The following is a 17410-nucleotide window of genomic DNA, read 5'->3' on the forward strand; positions in this document are numbered from 1 at the left end:
GATCCGGACATGCACACCATCCTTTCGGCGGTCATGCTCGCCTGTTGCGGCGTCGGCATCCTGTGTCCGCTGTGCGACGGACTCACCGGGCGCGACGGACTGCGCGGCGGCGTGCTGCGGAACATCGGCCAGTGGGGACCCATGGCCCTGATGCTCGCCGCCATGGCCGACACCTCGCTCGGAACCGGCCTGGTCCCGGGTGTGGCGTGGGGCCTGTTCCTGCTGCTCGCAGCGCCGCTGCCGCTTCTCCTCCGGCGCAGGGAGCACCGCAACGGCATGGAACTGCACCGGGCGTTCTCGGTCCTGGGGATGTTCGCGCTCCTCGTCACCGGCCTGCAGGTGGCGCCGGGAGGCGTACCGCATGGCCATGCGCATCCGGGAACGGCCGGTTTCACGCCGTTCCTGGCCGTGGCGCTCGCCGCCGCGATTGCCGGCTATTCGGTGGTGCTGGCCCTGCGCAAGCTCCGGTCCCGCCGGTTGTTCCACCCTGTCGAGGCTTTCTCCTCGGCGGGGGCATTGGGAGCCATGATGCTGATGACCCTCTGAACCCGTTCGCAGAACATCAACCATCGTTCCCGGATACACAAGCTGCCCCACCAAGGGGCAGGCAGACTCAACACAACGCCTGACGGCCATGCGGCCGACCGGCACCAACTACTCAGAGTGGAGTGAAACCTTGGAAAGCTACGACGCCCTCCTGGCCTCGATCACCCCGGTCACCGGCGAAACCCGGACCATCCTGGACCCCGCCACCGGCACCGTGGTCGGCGAAGCCCCCGTCCACACGGTCCAGGACCTCGAGCAGGCAATCGCGGCCGCCGCCGCGGCCCAGCCGGCCTGGGCGGCGCTGGGCCACGACGCCCGTTCCGCCGCGCTCCTGAAGGCCGCCGACGCCGTCGAACGCTCCGCCGAAGAACTCGCCCAACTGCTCTCCCGCGAGCAGGGCAAACCCCTCAACGGCCCCAACGCCCGCTTCGAAGTCGGCGCCTGCGCCGCCTGGCTGCGCACCGCCGCTGCCACCGTCCTTGACCCCGAGGTCGTCGTCGACGACGGCGAAACCCGCGCCGAACTGCACTACCGGCCCATCGGCGTCGTGGGCGCCATCGGCCCCTGGAACTGGCCCATGATGATCACCGTCTGGCAGATCGCCCCCGCCCTGCGCATGGGCAACACCGCCGTCGTCAAACCCTCCAAAATGACCCCGCTCTCCGTCCTGGCCCTGGTCAAGGTCCTCAACGAAGAACTCCCCGACGGCGTCCTCACCGTCATCTCCGGCGACCGCGAAGTCGGCGCCCGCCTCGCCGGGCACCCCGCCATCGGCAAGGTCATGTTCACCGGCTCCACCGCCGCCGGCCGCGAAATCATCAAATCCTCCGCCAACACCATCAAACGCCTCACCCTGGAACTGGGCGGCAACGACGCCGGCATCGTCCTGCCCGACGCGGACCCCGCCGCGATCGCCCAGGACCTGTTCTGGGGCGCCTTCATCAACACCGGCCAGACCTGCGCCGCCCTGAAACGCCTGTACGTGCACGACAGCATCTACGACGCCGTCTGCACCGAACTCACCGCCGTCGCGGCGGCCATGCCCATGGGCGTGGGCCTGGACGAAAACAACGTCCTGGGCCCCCTGCAGAACAAAGCCCAATACGACATCGTCGCCACCCTCGTCGAGGCTGCCAGGGAATCCGGCGCCCGCATCCTCACCGGCGGAAATCCCGACCCCGAACAGCCCGGCTACTTCTACCCCACCACCCTCATCGCAGACATCGACAACAGCAACCCGCTCGTCGCCGAGGAGCAGTTCGGCCCCGCCCTGCCCATCATCAGGTACTCGACCGTCGATGAGGCGGTCGAGATGGCCAACGCCCTCGACGTCGGACTCGGCGCCTCCGTCTGGTCCACCGACCTGACCGCCGCCCGCGAAGTCGCAGCCCGCATCCAGGCCGGCACCGTCTGGATCAACAAACACGGCGCCGTGGACCCCCGCATCCCCTTCGGCGGCGCCAAGCAATCCGGCTACGGCCTCGAATTCGGCACCGAAGGCCTCAAAGCCCTCGGCGTCCCCCAGATCATCAACGGCTGAGGTCACAACGGCTGAAGTCACCAAAGGGCACCACCGGAGCAGTTCCGGTGGTGCCCTTTTGCGTGGTGCCCTTTTCCGTGTTGGAAGATCAGACCGCCACTTCGAGGAAGCCGTCCCGTTCAACCGTCCCGGCTTCCCGCCCGGACTGCGCTGGGTTAGGGTTGCGCTGACGTGCATTCGACGGACCCGCCCCTGGGGAGGATTTTCATGATGAACAAGGTCACGTGCGATCTCACCGTTTCCCTCGACGGCTACCTTGCCGGCCCGAACCAGACACCCTCCGAGCCCTTGGGCGAGGGCGGGGAAAATCTGCACCGCTGGATGTTCGAGGAACCCGAAGCCAATGCCGAAGCGATCCAAGGCATCCTCTCCTCGCGCGCCTACATCATGGGCCGCAACATGTTCGCCGGGCCCGGCGCCGGCCCGTGGGCCCCGGATTGGCGCGGTTGGTGGGGCGAGGAGCCGCCGTACCACGCCCCGGTCTTCGTCCTCACGCACCATCCCCGCGCTCCCCTTCAGATGGACGGCGGCACCACCTTCAACTTCGTGGCCGACGGTATCCAGTCCGCCCTGGCCCAGGCAAGGGAAGCAGCCGACGGCGGGGACATCGCCGTCGCGGGCGGCGCGGAAACAGTGCGACAATTCCTGTCAGCCGGGTTGATCGACGAACTCCGGCTCCACATCTCACCGCTCATCCTCGGCGGGGGTGCCCGGCTCCTCGACGGTGTCGGGGACGTCAGGCTCGAACCCACCGAGGTGGCCGGCACCGGACTGGTGACACACATCCGCTACCGGGCGCTCCACTAAGGCGGTGGTAGCCGTAGTGGCGCAGCCAGCCATCCGGGGCCGTCTGCGCTCATCGGTTCAAGGGTGGGAGTCCCCATATGCATGATCGCCCCGTCGCAATCCTTGTCGTGTCCAAATCCAAGCGCCCCAAGCAATACTGGTCGCCAGTGGCAGCAGTGCCAACACAATCCCTGCGACTCGGGGATTGAATGTACTGATAACGGCTCCACCGACCGTTGTGAAGTGGCAACGAATTCCTAGTGGCAGGAATTCGTACGTTCCCTCGGGAGCTTTAGGCCCCCCTTCAGGAGATGACACGGACCCGGAGGGCGGATAGTCATGCAGGCAAACGGAAGCAATCGACGAGTACTGGTGGACCGCCAGCTGTCGGTCGGCCAAGCCCACAAGGAAGTACCACCCCACGGATAGAAGCAATGCGACAAGTACGAGCCTGGATCTTTTGTCCACTTATCCCCCTAGGAAATGCTCCACGTAACCATCCCACAAGGTTGACGAGGGCGCTCGTAGCGGCGGAGCGGCCTCGCTAAGCGGAACGGATCAGGCCGCACCGCCCGGCGGTCGGTCCAGGACAGTGGGAACGTACTCGAGCAGCTGGAGGCGGCCGTCGAAGGTCCGGCTCCCCACCATTTCGAGGGAGACGTCGGGGTAGCCGTCGTAGATCCGCTCCCGCCCGGTGCGGCCGGTGATCACGGGGAACACGACCAGCCTGAACCTGTCCACCAGGCCCGCAGAAAGCAGTGAACGGCACAGGCTAAGGCTCCCGAGCGTGCTCAACGGGCCGGCCCCGTCCTGCTTCATTTTCCGCACGGCCTCGACGGCGTCGCCGCTCACCAGCTGCGAATTCGGCCAGCTCAGGGGTGCCTTGAGCGTGGAGGAGAAGACGAACTTCGGTACCGCGGCAAGGCCCGTCAGCGCGGCGCCTTCGTCCTCGGAGAACCCGGAACCCTCGCCCGCGGCTTCCTCGGACATGCCGGACATCAGCCGGTAGGTATTCGCCCCGAACAGGAAGGTGTAGCCCTTTTCGGCTTCCTCCCCCAGCCACGCCAGGTATTCCGGTCCTTCCAGCCCCCACCACCCCGGCCAGCCTTCGGCCGAGGCGTAGCCGTCCAATGAAATGATCAGGTCCACCATCAGGCTCGATGCGTCGGCAGTAGTTTCGCCCATGACAGTCTCCTCGTAATGATCGGCGCCGGTGCGCGCCATGCTAGCCCCGCCCGATGCTGGCCTACAAGGGGAACTGGGCGCCGGGCGCTACTTGCCCGCCGAAGCGTGCTCGATGCAGTACGGCGTCCACGGCCGCGCTTCGAGCCTGCCTTCGGCAATGGCGGCCCCGCAGACTACGCAGATGCCGTAGGTTCCGGCCGACATGCGCTCAAGGGCGGCGTCGACCTGTTCCAGACCGGACCGGCTTTGTTCGAACAGGGCGGAGGCCTGGGAAAGCTCGAATGCGATGGTGCTGCCTTCCGGATCATGCTCATCATCGACATTGGAGTCCTGCCGTGCGGCGCTCACGGAGGCGATGTCCCGGCGGAGGGCATCGAGCAGGGCGCGCTTTCGGGCACGCTCTTCCTCGAGGAGGATCCGGAACCGCTCCGGCATGCCGCTCACCGCTGTGCCAGCGTCCGCAGGAGTTTCAAGGCCACCGCGATCCCGGCGATATCTACCTGCGCATGGGTAATGACTTCCGCGAATGTGCTCTTGATCCGGCGGAGCTGCTCTTCGCGACCCCGCTCCCACTCCTCGATGCGTTCCATCGCCGACGCCCCGGGGGTACCGCCCCGGCGGGTCGTCTGCATGACGGCGGTGGTTATTTCGACGACGGCCGCGTACGCGTCGTCCCGGAGCGAGGCGCGGGCAAGGGCCTGCCAGCGGGTGTCCCTCGGCAGGTCCGTGATGCGCAGGAGCAAGGTGCCCACGCCGAAGGCGTGAATCACCGTGTGGTACATGTCGGCAATGGCGGTGAGCGGTTCATCCACGCGCTCAGACACGAGCGAGATGTCCAGCAGCGAGAAGCTCTCCAGCAGATCGGAGGCGCGCCGCCCCAGTTCCGGCGGCATTCCGACGTCGTACCAGTGGGCCAGGCGTGCCTTGGCGCGGTCCAGGTCGGAGCCCCGCAGGAACTCCGTGGTCCTGGTCCGCAGCAGGTCCAGCGCCGGCATGATCCTTGCCATGGCCACCGCAATCGGCTGGTCGCGGTGGTCGTGCGTCACATACCAGCGGGTCGCCCTGTCCAGAAGCCGGCGCATCGGCCGGGCCACTTCCACCGCGTGTTCGCTGGGAATCCCGGGAGGCAGGCCGGCCACAGTGTCCACGAACCACGGGAGATCGTAGGCCTCGCGGACCACCACAAAAGCCCTGGCTACAGCCGCCGCAGTGGCCGTGGTTTCCTCCATGGCGCGGAACGCGAACGTGATCCCGCCAAGGTTGATCATGTCGTTGGCAACAACGGTGCAGATTATCTGCCGGCGCAGCGGGTGGGCATCGAGTTCGGCGTCGAAGCGTGCGGACAATTGCCCGGGAAAGTAGCCCCGGAGGACGCGCGTGAACCACGGATCATCGGCGAGATCGCCGGCCACCAGTTCCCTGGCCAATTCGATCTTGGCGTAGGCGGCGAGGACCGACAGCTCAGGTGCGGTCAGGCCGGTGCCCGAAGCAAGCCGCTCCTGGAGCTGTTCCGCGTCCGGCAGGCTTTCCAGCCCGCGGTCAAGGTCGGCGGTGCTTTCGAGCCATTCCATGATCCGCTCAAATCCTGGGATGGACTCCAGCGCCAGGTGCCGGTCATTGAAGAGGAGGACGTTCTGGTCGGCGTTGTTGGCCAGGACCAGCCGGGCCACCTCATCAGTCATGGACTGCAGGAAGCCCGCCCGCTCGGCTGAGCCCATCTTGCCTGCCGCAATCATGCGGTCGAGGAAGATCTTGATGTTGACCTCATGGTCCGAGCAGTCGACGCCGGCGGAATTGTCTATCGCGTCGGTATTGAGCAGGACACCGGCCAGGGCTGCCTCCACCCGTCCCCGCTGCGTGACCCCCAGGTTCCCGCCCTCGGCAAGGACCCGCGCCCGGACCTCCCTGCCGTCGATCCGGATAGAGTCGTTCGCTTTGTCCCCCACATCGGCGTGGCTCTCGGCCGAGGCCTTGATGTAGGTGCCGATGCCTCCGTTGTAGAGGAGATCGACGGGCGCACGGAGGACAGCCTGCAGGAGCGCCTGGGGCGTGAGGGATTCGACGCCGGGGTCCAGTCCCAGGACTTCCCGGACCTGTTCGGTGGTTTCGATGGTTTTCGCCTGCCGGGGGTACACGCCGCCGCCCGCACTGATGATCCTGGGATCGTAATCTGCCCAGGAGGAACGGGGCAGCCCGAAGAGCCGCTTGCGTTCTTCGAAGGACGCTGCCGCGTCGGGGGCGGGATCCAGGAAAATGTGCCGGTGGTCGAACGCAGCCACCAGGCGGATGTGAGGTGAGAGCAGCATGCCGTTGCCGAACACGTCGCCGCTCATGTCCCCGATGCCGACGGCGGTGAAGTCATCGGCCTGCGGGTCGATGCCCACTTCACTGAAATGGTGTTTCACGGATTCCCAGGCTCCGCGGGCCGTGATTCCCATTTGCTTGTGGTCGTACCCGACCGAGCCCCCCGAAGCGAAAGCGTCGTTCAGCCAGAAACCATAGTCCGCTGCCAGGGCGTTGGCCGTATCGGAAAAGGTCGCGGTTCCCTTGTCGGCAGCGACGACGAGGTAGTAATCGTCGCCGTCGTGGCGTTCTACGCCTTCCGGCGGCACCACGGCCTCACCGTTGGCAGTGACCATCAGGTTGTCCGTCAGGTCCAGCAGCCCGCTGACGAATATCCTGTAGCACTCGAGGCCTTCGGCGAGCCAGGCTTCCCGGTTGCGGGCCGGGTCGGGCAGGAGCTTTGGGTAGAACCCGCCCTTGGCTCCCGTCGGAACGATGACGGAGTTCTTGACGTTCTGGGCCTTCACCAGGCCGAGGACCTCCGTCCGGAAATCCTCGCGGCGGTCCGACCAGCGCAGCCCGCCCCTCGCCAAGGCGCCGAAGCGCAGATGGACCCCTTCAACCCGCGGGGAATACACCCAGATCTCGTACTCCGGCCGTGGAAGCGGAGCCACCGGGATCGAAGCCGGGTTGAACTTGAAGCTCAGGTGCCCCTTGCCAAGGAAGTAGTTGGTCCGCAACGTCGCATCAACGAGGTCCATGAACGTGCGCAGCAGCCGGTCCGCATCCAGGACGGGGATTTCGTCAATGGCTGCCAGCAGTTCCAGCCGTGCCCTCGCCGTGATTTCGGCCCGCAAATTCCCCGCCAGGCCGGGGTCGAACTTGGCCCGGAACAAGGCTAGGAGGGCATGGGTCGCCCGGGGGTTGGCCACCAGTGCGTCCGCGATGAAGTCGTACGAGTTGGTGGTGCCCAGTTGTTGCAGGTACTTCGCATAGCTCCGGAGCACTGCAACCTCGCCCCAGCCCAGGTGCTCCCGGACCACCAGGGCGTCGAGCCGGTCCGACTCCATGTCGCCCCGCATGGAGGCGCCGAAGGCATCGGCGATCAGATCGCTCGTGGCCTCCGGATCTACCCCCGCGGGATATTTCACGCCGAGCTCGTAGAGGAACAGCTCCGGCCCGCCTGCACGCCGGAGCCCGTATGGTCTCTGGTCCAGGACCTCCAGGCCAAGGTTGTGCAGGAAGGGCAGGATCTGCGTGAGGCTCCGGGGTTTGCTCAGGTAGAGGCGGATCCGCACGCCGTCCACGGTGCTGGCTGCCGCCGGAGGTTTCCCGGCCCCGGTATGGACCGTGAGCAGCGGATCCGTCAGGGGGCGCCCGCCTGCGCCGTCCATGTCGAATTTCTCGAAGGTGACAATGTCGCCGACGGCGGATTCCGGCTCATGGTCAGCGCGGTAGTTCGCGGGGAAGGCGTCCAGCCACAGCTCGGACAGGCGGGCCGCCTGCTTCCCCGGAAAACGCTCGCGGATCGTTTCTTCGAGTCCGTCCGGCCACGGCCGGACGGCTGATATCAGCCGCCGTTCCAGCGCAAGGGACCGATCCTCGCCGATCGTGCCTGCCTGGGCTTCCGCCTTGTCTCCGGCAAGGTGCAGGCGGAAGAAGACGAAGGCCATCGGTGAGCCCGTCAGGCGGACGTCGAACTCAATCGTGTCTGCCCTGAACACGTACCGGAGTTCCCGTTCCATGAGGAGCCGGACGGCCGTGCTGTACCGGCCGCGCGGGAAGATGACTGTCGCGGAAACAAAACGGCCGGTACTGTCGGGCCGCAGGAAGACCCGGGGCTTCTGCCGCACTTCAGCACGGAGGATGTCGCCCGTGAGCCGCGTGAGGTCGTCCACTCCGATGCGGAAGAGTTCGTCCCGCGGGAAACCCTCCAGGATGGCGAGGGTGTCCTCGGCCGGGTGCGACCGTGGGGCCGATCCCAGGCTTTCGCAGACGGCCAGGATTTTGTCCCGGATCACAGGTATCCGCAGCACTGACTGATGCGCGGCGCTCGCGGTGAACAACCCGACGAACCGCTGTTCCCCTCTCCCCGCGCCAACCGCGTCGTACACGGTCAGGCGCAGCTCGTCGAGATATGACTGGCGCATGACGGTTGACCTCAGTTCCGAAGTTGCCATCCGCAACACCTCCCCCGGGTCGGCACCCGGGACCATACGCGGCACATCGGCGCCGGAACCCCCTCGAGGGCTCCTCAGCAGTCCGAGCCCCGAGCCCTGCCGGGGCGAGAGCACTTCGCGGCCACCCGCCGTCGTACGCTCAAGTTCGTCATAACCAAGGAACACGAAATTGCCGTCACCGAACCAGCGGAGCAGCTCCCTCGTTTGTTCCACGCGAGGTTCGGCACGGCCCGGAATTCCGGCGATGGCGGCGACTGCGGCGGTCAACCGTGCGCGGATCGCGTCACCGTCCTCAGCCGCGGCGCGGACGTCGTCGAGCACTCTGTGCAGCTTGTGGATCAGTTCCCGGGCCACGGCGCCGTCGGCCAGCACGCCGATTTCGGCCGCGATCCAGACCTCCGTTACGCCGGTTTCCCGGCCGCCCCCGGCCAGGAGGCCCTTCGGGGAAGAGCCGCTCCAGGCGTCCACCAGCTCGTGGGACGCCGGGTCCCGGAGCACCTGGAAGTGGGGGTGTACCAGCAGCCGGATCGGGACGTCGTCACGCGTCAGCTCGGCGGTGACGGACTGGACGAGGTACGGGAGGTCCTCGGCGACGATCGCCACGATGCTCGCGTCCAGTTCGTTCAGGATCCCGACGGCGGCCTGACCAGGCTCCCGGGAGCATGCCAGCTTGAGGTGGTGCCCGGACCACGCGTGGAGCGTCTCGGCGCCATAACCCTGCAGTTCGTCCGGCGACAATTGCGCGAAGTACTCCGCGAGGAAAGGTTCGGTCACCCGGGGGAAAGCGGACGTTCCGTGTTCCGCAGGCAACGGGTTCTCAGGCATGCCACTGCACCTCCGCTGCGGGAGTACAACGCCCGGTGCGGCCGGCACGTCGGCCTCCCGTTCCCTCCATCATGGTTGATGGCGGGAGAAAGGCAAGAGGTGTGAATGCCTCCACTTTCAAGATATCGCGCCGTAGTGGGCTTGCGGCAAGGCCCCCCGGCTGTTTCATACTGGCCATCGGGTGCGAAAGGGAGAGTGGTCGGGAATGCACGATGTGGTGATAGTCGGGAGCGGGCCGACGGGGATGATGCTGGCAGGCGAACTGCGGCTCGCAGGGGTGGACCCGGTGGTCCTCGAACGGCGCGGCTCGCAGGAGCTGGCCGGCAGGCGCGGGGGCGGAATCCACGCCCGGACGATTGAGCTGCTCGACCAACGGGGAATCGCCGGCCGGTTCCTCGCCGAGGGCAAGACGATAGCAGCCGCAACATTCGGCGGCACCGCACTTAAGCTGGGCAGCTTGCCGACACGCCATCCGTACACCCTCGCCCTGTTCCAGAACCATATTGAGCGGCTGCTGCTCGGGTGGGCCGAGGAACTGGGGGTCTCGATCCGGCGTGGCGTGGAGGTCACCGGCGTCGCGGTTGACGACGGCGGCGTCGACGTTCAGCTCGACTCCGGCGAATCGCTGCGGGCCAAATACCTGGTGGGTGCCGACGGCGGCCGGAGCGTCGTGCGACGGGCGGCTGGTATCGGCTTCACCGGCCCGGACGCAACGCGCAGCAGCCTCATCGCCGAGGTGAAAGTGACCGAGGAGCCGACGCAGCCCGGGAAAATCGACGAGCGCGGTGTCCACGGACTGCACGCCATGGGCGATGGCATGGTCCGGGTGGTGTTGACCGAAGCGGTGCTGGGCCCGAACACCGAACCCACGCTGGACGAGCTGCGGCAGGGATTGGTTGAGGTCTTCGGCACGGACTTCGGCGTGCACAGCCCCGCGTGGTTGTCACGGTTCACGGATGCCACCCGTCAGGCGGAGGCATATCGGAAGGGCCGCGTGCTGCTGGCCGGGGACGCGGCGCACGTGCACTCCCCCACGGGCGGCCTCGGCATCGGCTTGGGGTTGCAGGATGCCGTCAACCTCGGCTGGAAGCTTGGGCAGGTGGTGCGGGGCGCCTCCGGTGAGGAACTGCTCGACACCTACCACGCGGAGCGGCACCCTGCAGGGGCGCGGGCACTGAAGTACACCATGGCGCAGTCGCTGTTCCAGAAGGCCGATCCGAGGCAGGAGGCGCTCCGTGACCTGCTTGACGAGGTGCTTGGCCTCGACGGCGCCGGCACACTGATGGCGGCGCTGATCACCGGACTCGACGTCGCGTACGACCTGGGCCCGGGCCACCCTCTGCTGGGGCGCAGGATGCCGGACCTCGACATCGTCACCCCGGAGGGCACGGTGCGCGTGTTCGAGCTCCTGCACCAGGCTCGGCCGCTGCTGCTGGAGCTCGACGGTCCCGGCCTCGACGCCGGCGCCTGGGCCGGACGCGTCCGGCACGTAACGGCCGGCTACGACGGCGCGTGGGAGTTGCCGGTGCTCGGTCAAGTTGCCGCGCCCACGGCCGTTCTGGTGCGTCCCGACGGCTACATCGCTTGGATCGGCGAAGGCTCAGCCGAGGGGCTCACCGAAGCGCTCACCACCTGGTTCGGCACGCCGGGGACGTAGCCCGATGGGGGCCCGGTAGTTAGCTGCGACCACTTCCTCGCTCCACCGGATGGGGCCATCATGGACAGGGGGAGGAAGGGGCTCGGCCATGTCACAAAGAGCGCGCACCACCCGGGATTCGACAGAGACGTCGGCATTCAAACGGCGCTTCATGCGGAAGATGATTTTCGTCCTGTCAGGCGGCATGTTCCTGGACGGTTACATCCTAGGAATCGTCGGCCCGGTCACCGGCAGCCTGACCGCCGATCTCGGCCTGTCGACGCTGTGGGAGGGATTGATCGCGGCCGGCCCCTTGTTCGGCATCTTCTTCGGTTCCCCGGCAGGCGGCTGGGCCGCCGACAAGTTCGGCCGCAAGCCCCTTTTCATGCTGGACATGGGCCTGTTCGTCGTCGCGTCGGGACTGCAGTTCTTCGTCGGCTCACCGGAACTGCTCTTCGTGGTCCGGCTGATGATGGGCGTGGCCATCGGCATGGAGTATTCGGTGGGCTGGCCACTGATGTCCGAATTCGCCCCGGCCGAGCTCCGCGGGCGCCTGCTGGGCGTGACGCTGATCGCCTGGTACACCGGGTTCATGGTCGCGTTCGCGCTGGGCTACTGGCTGGCCCACTCGACCACCCTTGGCTGGCGCACCATCCTGGGCACGAGCACACTGCTGGCGGTGGTCCTGTTCGTGGCCCGGTTCGGCCTTCCCGAATCGCCCCGGTGGTTGTGGAACCAGGGCCGCACGGACGAGGCAATGGCAGTGGCCCACCGGTACATGGCACACGCGGCGGAAATGTCCGACGTCGAGCATGAAGACACCGAGAAGGGCACCTTCGGAATGTTGTTCTCCCGGCGCTACTGGCGGGCGACACTCTTCGTCTCCATGTTCTGGTTCTGCGCGGTCGCGCCTTACTTCGCCATCGCAACCTTCGCCGATTCGGTGCTCGGGCAGTACGGTCTCAGCGGCGGCCTGGCCGGCGGAGTGGGCCTTTCGGCCGTAGCCCTTTCTGGGGTGGTCCTCACTGTCCTGCTGATCGACAAGGCCGGCCGGCGCGTGCTGACTGTGCCGCCGCAGTGGATCTGCACCGCGCTCCTCGCGGTCATCGGCCTGTGGGCCGGAGCGCCTCCGTTCGTGGTGCTGGCCTTGTTCTTCGGGTTCTCCTTCTTCAACGCGATCTACACCACCCTCACCGGTGTCTACCCAGGTGAAGTGTTCCCCACGGAAGTCCGTTGCGTGGGGACCGGCTTCGCTGCCGCAGTCAGCCGAATCGGTGCCGGGTTGGGCACCTTCCTGCTCCCGTGGGCAATGGTCAACCTCGGTCCCGCGACGTCGATGCTGATCGCCGCCGGCATCGCCCTTGTCGGCGCCGCGCTCTCGCAGTGGCTGGCCCCCGAAACGAAGGGCAAGAGCCTCACCGAGGCGGCGTCAGGGTTCTCGCACTAGAGAGCTGGCGTAGGCTTCGAGGACCCGATTCGATCGCCCCTTAAATCGCCCCTTAAGGAGATCCGGCCATGACAGAACCTGAAAAGTATGCCAGCGTCCGTTACGTCGTTGACGACGTCCAGGCCGCCGTCGACTTCTACACCACGCATCTCGGCTTTGCCCTCAACACCAACGCCGTTCCCGCCTTCGCTGATGTGGTGCGTGGGCGTGGTCCGTTGCGGCTGCTGTTGTCCGGTCCAAGCAGCTCCGGCGCCCGCGCCACTCCAAGCGATGCCGCCGCGGCTGGCCGCAACCGCATCCACCTGATCGTCGACGACTTGGACGCCGAGATCGGCCGTCTCCGCAGGTCGGGGTTATCGTTCCGCAGCGACGTGGTGACCGGGCCGGGTGGACGCCAGATCCTGCTCATGGACCCCGCCGGCAACCTCATCGAATTGTTCCAGCCGGGCGCACCCACGCCGGCCGCCCCCTGAGCGGATTACTCCTGATCCCCCAACCCGACTTGTTCCATCATTTCCGTCAACCATGGCCGGTGTTCACGATGGAATGCAATTCCTTCGGGCAGCCCCCGCACAGCAGGTTCGGAATCCGTGATGTCTATGGTGATCCGGCCGCCCGCCATGGGCGCGTTGGTGATGTGCAGGTCGCCGTACGAGGCCGGCAGCGCCGGATCCATCCAAAAGCCGCCGCGGGAGATGTGGGCGTCGTACCTCATCAGGCTGGTGATCAGCATGATCGGGCTCGTGGCCGCCCAGGCCTGCGGGGAGCACGCCGTCGGGTACGGCACGGGCTCGGCGACCTGCCCGCGATCGAAACCGCAGAAGAGTTCCGGAAGCCGGCCGTCGGTGTACTCGGCTGCCTCGAAGAGGGCCGTCGCGATTCGTTGCGCCTCGTCGACAAACCCGTAGCGCATCAAGCCTGCTGCAATGATCGCGTTGTCGTGCGGCCAGACAGACCCGTTGTGGTAGCTGGCGGGGTTGTACGCCCCCATATCGCTGGCGAGGGTGCGCACACCCCAGCCGCTGAACATCTCCGGAGACATGAGCCGTTCGGCCATCTGCGGCACCTTGTCCTCGTCGACGATGCCATGCCATAGGCATTGCCCCATGTTGGACGCGCACGCGTCCACTTGCCGCTTCTTGCCGTCCAGGGCGATGGCGTAGTAGCCGCGCTCGGGCATCCAGAACTTCTCATTGAACCGCTTCTTCAACTCGGCCGCTTCGGCGGTGAGTTTGGCTGCCAACGGTACGTCGCCGGCGTCGTAGGCCATCCATGCCCTGGACAAGTACGCGGAGTACACCAACGCTTGGACTTCGCAAAGCGCGATCGGCGGCTCTGCCAGGCGGCCGTCAGCGAAGTTGATCCCGTCCCAGGAGTCCTTCCAGCCTTGGTTGATGAGGCCCTGTTCATTGAGCCGCTCATACTCGACGAAGCCGTCGCCGTCCTTGTCTCCGTAGTTCCGGATCCAGTCCAGGGCGCGGTCGGCGTGCGGCAGCAACGCGGCGATGGTGTCCTTTGCAAAACCCCAGCGGCTCACCGATGCGAGTGCCATGACGAACTGCGGGGTTGCGTCGACGCTGCCGTAGTAGACCGACTTGCCTCCGAGCGAAAGCCCGCTGGAGACGCCGAGCCTGACCTCGTGCAGGATCTTCCCCGGTTCTTCCTCGCTCATGGGATCCACAACCTTGCCTTGGCGGTCCGCGAGCGTCTTCAGAGTGCCCAGTGCCAGGGACGGGTCCACCGGCAGCGCCATTTCCGAGGCCCAGAGCGAGTCCCGGCCGAAGAGCGTCATGAACCATGGAGCGCCCGCGGCCACGACGATCCTCTCGGGATGGGCGGGATCCTCAATGCGCAGCGCCCCCAGATCGTCGTAGCTGCGCCGCAGCGTCCGTTCGATGGAGCGGTTGCCCATGTGCAGCTTCGGGATCTTCGCCACCCATTCTTCGCGACGGCGGTCACTCGGTGACGCTTCCCCACCGCCTTGGCTAACGAACGACGCCGGTGCGGCGCCATTGGCGATGGGCACCACGCTCAGCCGGGCACTCCATTGTCCGCGCGGCGGGACGACCGGCCGGTAACTCAGGGCATCCGTGGCGATCTCGGCGCCGTCGGCCCTGACGACGACGCCCTTCCGGACACCCTGCCACGAGGCCCTGATGGTCAGCGACTCGCCGTCGGGCACCCGGGATTCTTCCCAGGGCCGCTGGACCCTGGCCTCCTTCACTTCGAAGAGGTCCGCGAAGTCCGATTCAACGTTGAAGGTGATCTCGCACTCGGCCTCGTCCGGGGAATAGTTCCGGACGGTGATCTCCTCCAGGATCCCGGCGCCGACCTCCCGGACGCGCTCGACAATCAACGGGCTGTCCGCGTACCCGTCGGAACGGGGCACCCGGCCGATGAACAGGGCCCGGTAGGGTTCTGTCGTCGACGCGGTCAATGGTTCCAGGGACTGGCCGTTAATCCTCAAGCTCCAGCGTGACAAGATGCGCGTGTCCTCATGGAAGACACCATGAGGATGTTCGGGGTGGATGTCCCCGTTCGCCTCGGAGATGCAGAAGGAGGAACCCTCCACCAACGTCACGGTCCCGGGCCCCACCGGGCCGGCAGCCGTATCGGCGTTCCATCCAGCCATCCCTGCCTCCTTGAGCAGCACAAAGAACCGGACGCCGGGCGGTTCCGGGTCCAGGATCCGCCATGGCCTGATGGATAGACGCTACGCCTGTGCCTTGCCCGGGAACAGGGCGGTCCGCGACTTGGGGACTTTGTGCCCTGTTCCGCCACCCGGAGGCAATCCTAGGATCGGCACATGGCAGACACGCATGCAGTGCCGGAAGCTGAAAAAACCGACACGAAAAATGCATCCTTTGAAAGACTCCTTCGCGACCGTTAGGACTTATGCTCATGGGCGATGTAACGAATCATGGCAAGATCGATTTCGAGGACTGCTACAGCCTGCTCGCCGCAGGTGTCGTCGGCAGGCTCGCTCTGATCGTCGATGGCCACCCCGAGATCTTCCCGGTGAACTACGTGCTCGAGCGCAGGAGCATTGTGTTCCGCACTGCGGCCGGAAAGAAGCTGTGGGAAGCCAGGAAGGAACTGGCCACCGCCTTCGAGATCGATGGCTACGACCCCACCACCCAGGAAGCCTGGAGTGTGATGGTGCGCGGCAACACTTCGTTGATCGATGACGCGGACGAGGAGGCCGCCGCGGATGCCCTCGGCCTGGAGCCCTGGGAACCAGGGCCAAAATCCCACTACGTGCGGCTCTCGCCCAGGGTGCTGACGGGACGGCGGTTCAAAGTCAACGCACCGGACGTGTGGGCGACCCGGCCCAACGACGCGCGTCGAACGTCCTTTGAGTAATCGCCTGTTGTCAACGCGCGATTGACATCCGGCGGCTGGACTCCTCCTCGGCTCACTCAGCTCTGCCCTCGTGGCGCACGCCCATTGCCCCGTACTCGTGGTCCACACTCCGGAACGCGGCTGAGCGCACGCACCTGGCCACTCCATCGTCGGGGTGCGGCGCGGTGGGTCCTTCGGCCCTTGTAGGGACTCTCGCGGGCGGGAAACAATGGCAAGACCGGCGGGAAAAGCCGGCTCAAGACAGGAGTTTGCCGCGTTGGACAGGAGAACCATGGACAGTCAGTCAAGTACGCCGCGGGAGCCCGGCGAGTCGATCCGTGTGTTCATCCTTGACGACCACGAACTGGTCCGCAGGGGCCTCCAGGAACTCCTGGAAGGTGAAGGATTCGTAGTGGTCGGCATGTCCGGTTCCGCCGAGGAAGCAACCCGCCGCATCCCTGCGCTGCGCCCCGACGTTTCGGTCCTCGACGCGCGGCTGCCCGATGGCACCGGCATCGAGGTATGCCGCGATGTGCGCTCGGTGGATCCTTCCCTTGTGTGCCTCATCCTGACGAGCTATGACGACGAACATGCCCTCCGTGGTGCCGTTCTGGCCGGGGCGGCCGGGTACGTCCTGAAGGAGATCGGCGGCTCGGACCTGCTGGGCGCACTCCGCAGGGCTGCACGGGGCGAAACATTGTTTGACGCCGCGGTCAAGGCCAAGATCGTCGAAGGCCTGACGGAACCCCAACGCGTGGATCCGCTGGTGGCCACCTTGACGCCCCAGGAACGCAGGGTCTTGGAACTTGTGGGGCAGGGCCTCACCAACCGGCAGATCGGGGAGCACATGGTGCTGGCCGAAAAGACGGTCAAAAACTATGTTTCATCGATGCTGGCCAAGCTGGGCTTCGAGCGGCGCACGCAGGCAGCGGTGTTCATCGCCCACGGAACCGCGGGCCGTTCGGACCGGGACAGGTAGAGCCCTTCGGGTACGCCCGCGGGTTCGGCCCGTTCCGGGTCCGGGTTGCGGCATGGGCCTTTGTGCCCTGTTGCGCCGGTGGCCCCGGGCGTACGGTCGGCCCATGACGAGCAAACAACCACCTGTTTCCGGTGTCGAGGTCCTTTCCCCCGCGCAATGCTGGGACCTTCTCCGCGGGGTGTCCGTGGGACGCCTGGCAGTCTGGGTGGACGACCACCCGGACATCTTCCCCGTGAACTACAAAGTCGACCACGGGACGCTGGTCTTCCGCACTGGGGAGGGCACCAAGCTGCACGCGGCGCTTGAGGGAGGCCCGGTGGCTTTGGAAGCCGACGGCGTCGACACTGATTCCGGCATTGCCTGGAGCGTAGTGGTGAAGGGCGGAGCCGTCGGCGTGACGCTGACCCAGGAGGTCCTTGACACGGTGGGACTCCTGTTGTTTCCATGGCAGGCCGGCCGGAAGGACGCATTCGTAAGGATCGTCCCGACGTCGGTCAGCGGCCGCCGGTTCAAGGTGACGCCGCCGCTTAGCTGGTGGAGTCCCCTGGACGATGCCACTCGGGCAGGCCTGGAATAGGCCGAAGAGGGCGGGGTCCAATGACCACTCCCCGGCAGCCACCGCCCCCTTGGCCCGATCCCCGGTAGTTCGGCCCTTCGAACG

13 protein-coding genes and 1 pseudogene are annotated in these 17410 nt (G+C 66.4%); 10 read left to right on the forward strand and 4 right to left on the reverse strand.

Translation table 11 applies throughout. The annotated features are described in order from the left end of the window. The first annotated feature begins 9 nt into the window (after positions 1-9). The 3 genes from ACNQPB_RS09085 to ACNQPB_RS09095 all read left to right on the forward strand — a co-directional run bounded on the left by ACNQPB_RS09085 (position 10) and on the right by ACNQPB_RS09095 (position 2893). Positions 10-546, forward strand: coding sequence for a hypothetical protein (locus ACNQPB_RS09085; RefSeq protein ID WP_498750983.1), 537 nt, complete (start codon positions 10-12; stop codon positions 544-546). 130 nt (positions 547-676) lie between these two features. Beyond that, on the forward strand, positions 677-2086 hold the full coding sequence (locus ACNQPB_RS09090; RefSeq protein WP_498751293.1) for an aldehyde dehydrogenase family protein: 1410 nt from the start codon (positions 677-679) through the stop codon (positions 2084-2086). A gap of 210 nt (positions 2087-2296) precedes the next feature. Next, on the forward strand, positions 2297-2893 hold the full coding sequence (locus ACNQPB_RS09095) for a dihydrofolate reductase family protein (RefSeq protein ID WP_498750984.1): 597 nt from the start codon (positions 2297-2299) through the stop codon (positions 2891-2893). Positions 2894-3430: 537 nt separating this feature from the next. On the opposite strand, the gene ACNQPB_RS09100 is transcribed toward ACNQPB_RS09095, so the two are convergent. The 3 genes from ACNQPB_RS09100 to ACNQPB_RS09110 all read right to left on the reverse strand — a co-directional run bounded on the left by ACNQPB_RS09100 (position 3431) and on the right by ACNQPB_RS09110 (position 9345). Next, positions 3431-4057 (reverse strand): dihydrofolate reductase family protein, encoded by a 627-nt coding sequence (locus ACNQPB_RS09100; protein WP_498750985.1) that lies wholly within the window; start codon positions 4055-4057, stop codon positions 3431-3433. An 87-nt stretch (positions 4058-4144) separates the two neighbouring features. Beyond that, a complete protein-coding gene (locus ACNQPB_RS09105) occupies positions 4145-4492 on the reverse strand; it encodes a TraR/DksA family transcriptional regulator (protein WP_498750986.1) in 348 nt (115 codons plus the stop codon). A gap of 5 nt (positions 4493-4497) precedes the next feature. Then, on the reverse strand, positions 4498-9345 hold the full coding sequence (locus ACNQPB_RS09110) for an NAD-glutamate dehydrogenase (RefSeq protein ID WP_498750987.1): 4848 nt from the start codon (positions 9343-9345) through the stop codon (positions 4498-4500). Positions 9346-9550: 205 nt separating this feature from the next. On the opposite strand from ACNQPB_RS09110, the gene ACNQPB_RS09115 reads away from it, so the two are divergent. The 3 genes from ACNQPB_RS09115 to ACNQPB_RS09125 all read left to right on the forward strand — a co-directional run bounded on the left by ACNQPB_RS09115 (position 9551) and on the right by ACNQPB_RS09125 (position 12901). After that, positions 9551-11002 carry an FAD-dependent monooxygenase gene (locus ACNQPB_RS09115; protein WP_498750988.1) on the forward strand — a complete coding sequence of 484 codons (1452 nt, stop codon included), beginning with the start codon at positions 9551-9553 and terminating at the stop codon, positions 11000-11002. Between the two features lie 88 nt (positions 11003-11090). Further along, positions 11091-12428, forward strand: a complete 1338-nt coding sequence (locus ACNQPB_RS09120; RefSeq protein WP_498750989.1) for an MFS transporter — start codon at positions 11091-11093, stop codon at positions 12426-12428. 68 nt (positions 12429-12496) lie between these two features. After that, positions 12497-12901 carry a VOC family protein gene (locus tag ACNQPB_RS09125; RefSeq protein WP_498750990.1) on the forward strand — a complete coding sequence of 135 codons (405 nt, stop codon included), beginning with the start codon at positions 12497-12499 and terminating at the stop codon, positions 12899-12901. 5 nt (positions 12902-12906) lie between these two features. Here the strand turns inward: ACNQPB_RS09125 and ACNQPB_RS09130 are convergent, their stop codons facing one another. Next, on the reverse strand, positions 12907-15060 hold the full coding sequence (locus tag ACNQPB_RS09130) for an amylo-alpha-1,6-glucosidase (protein WP_498750991.1): 2154 nt from the start codon (positions 15058-15060) through the stop codon (positions 12907-12909). A gap of 269 nt (positions 15061-15329) precedes the next feature. On the opposite strand from ACNQPB_RS09130, the gene ACNQPB_RS09135 reads away from it, so the two are divergent. The 4 genes and pseudogenes from ACNQPB_RS09135 (at position 15330) to ACNQPB_RS09150 (ending at position 17326) form a co-directional block, all read left to right on the forward strand. After that, positions 15330-15791, forward strand: a complete 462-nt coding sequence (locus ACNQPB_RS09135; RefSeq protein WP_498750992.1) for a pyridoxamine 5'-phosphate oxidase family protein — start codon at positions 15330-15332, stop codon at positions 15789-15791. A gap of 37 nt (positions 15792-15828) precedes the next feature. After that, positions 15829-15915: pseudogene (locus ACNQPB_RS09140) on the forward strand (universal stress protein); the annotation flags it as partial. A 147-nt stretch (positions 15916-16062) separates the two neighbouring features. Further along, the gene (locus tag ACNQPB_RS09145) at positions 16063-16749 is read left to right on the forward strand and encodes a response regulator (RefSeq protein WP_498750993.1); all 687 of its coding nucleotides are present in this window, start codon (positions 16063-16065) and stop codon (positions 16747-16749) included. 103 nt (positions 16750-16852) lie between these two features. Next, positions 16853-17326: a pyridoxamine 5'-phosphate oxidase family protein gene (locus tag ACNQPB_RS09150; protein ID WP_498750994.1), complete on the forward strand. Its 474-nt coding sequence runs from the start codon at positions 16853-16855 to the stop codon at positions 17324-17326. Positions 17327-17410 lie beyond the last annotated feature (84 nt).

This window comes from Curtobacterium sp. LFS079 (assembly GCF_047977865.1).
In the GTDB taxonomy this organism is placed as follows: domain Bacteria; phylum Actinomycetota; class Actinomycetes; order Actinomycetales; family Micrococcaceae; genus Arthrobacter.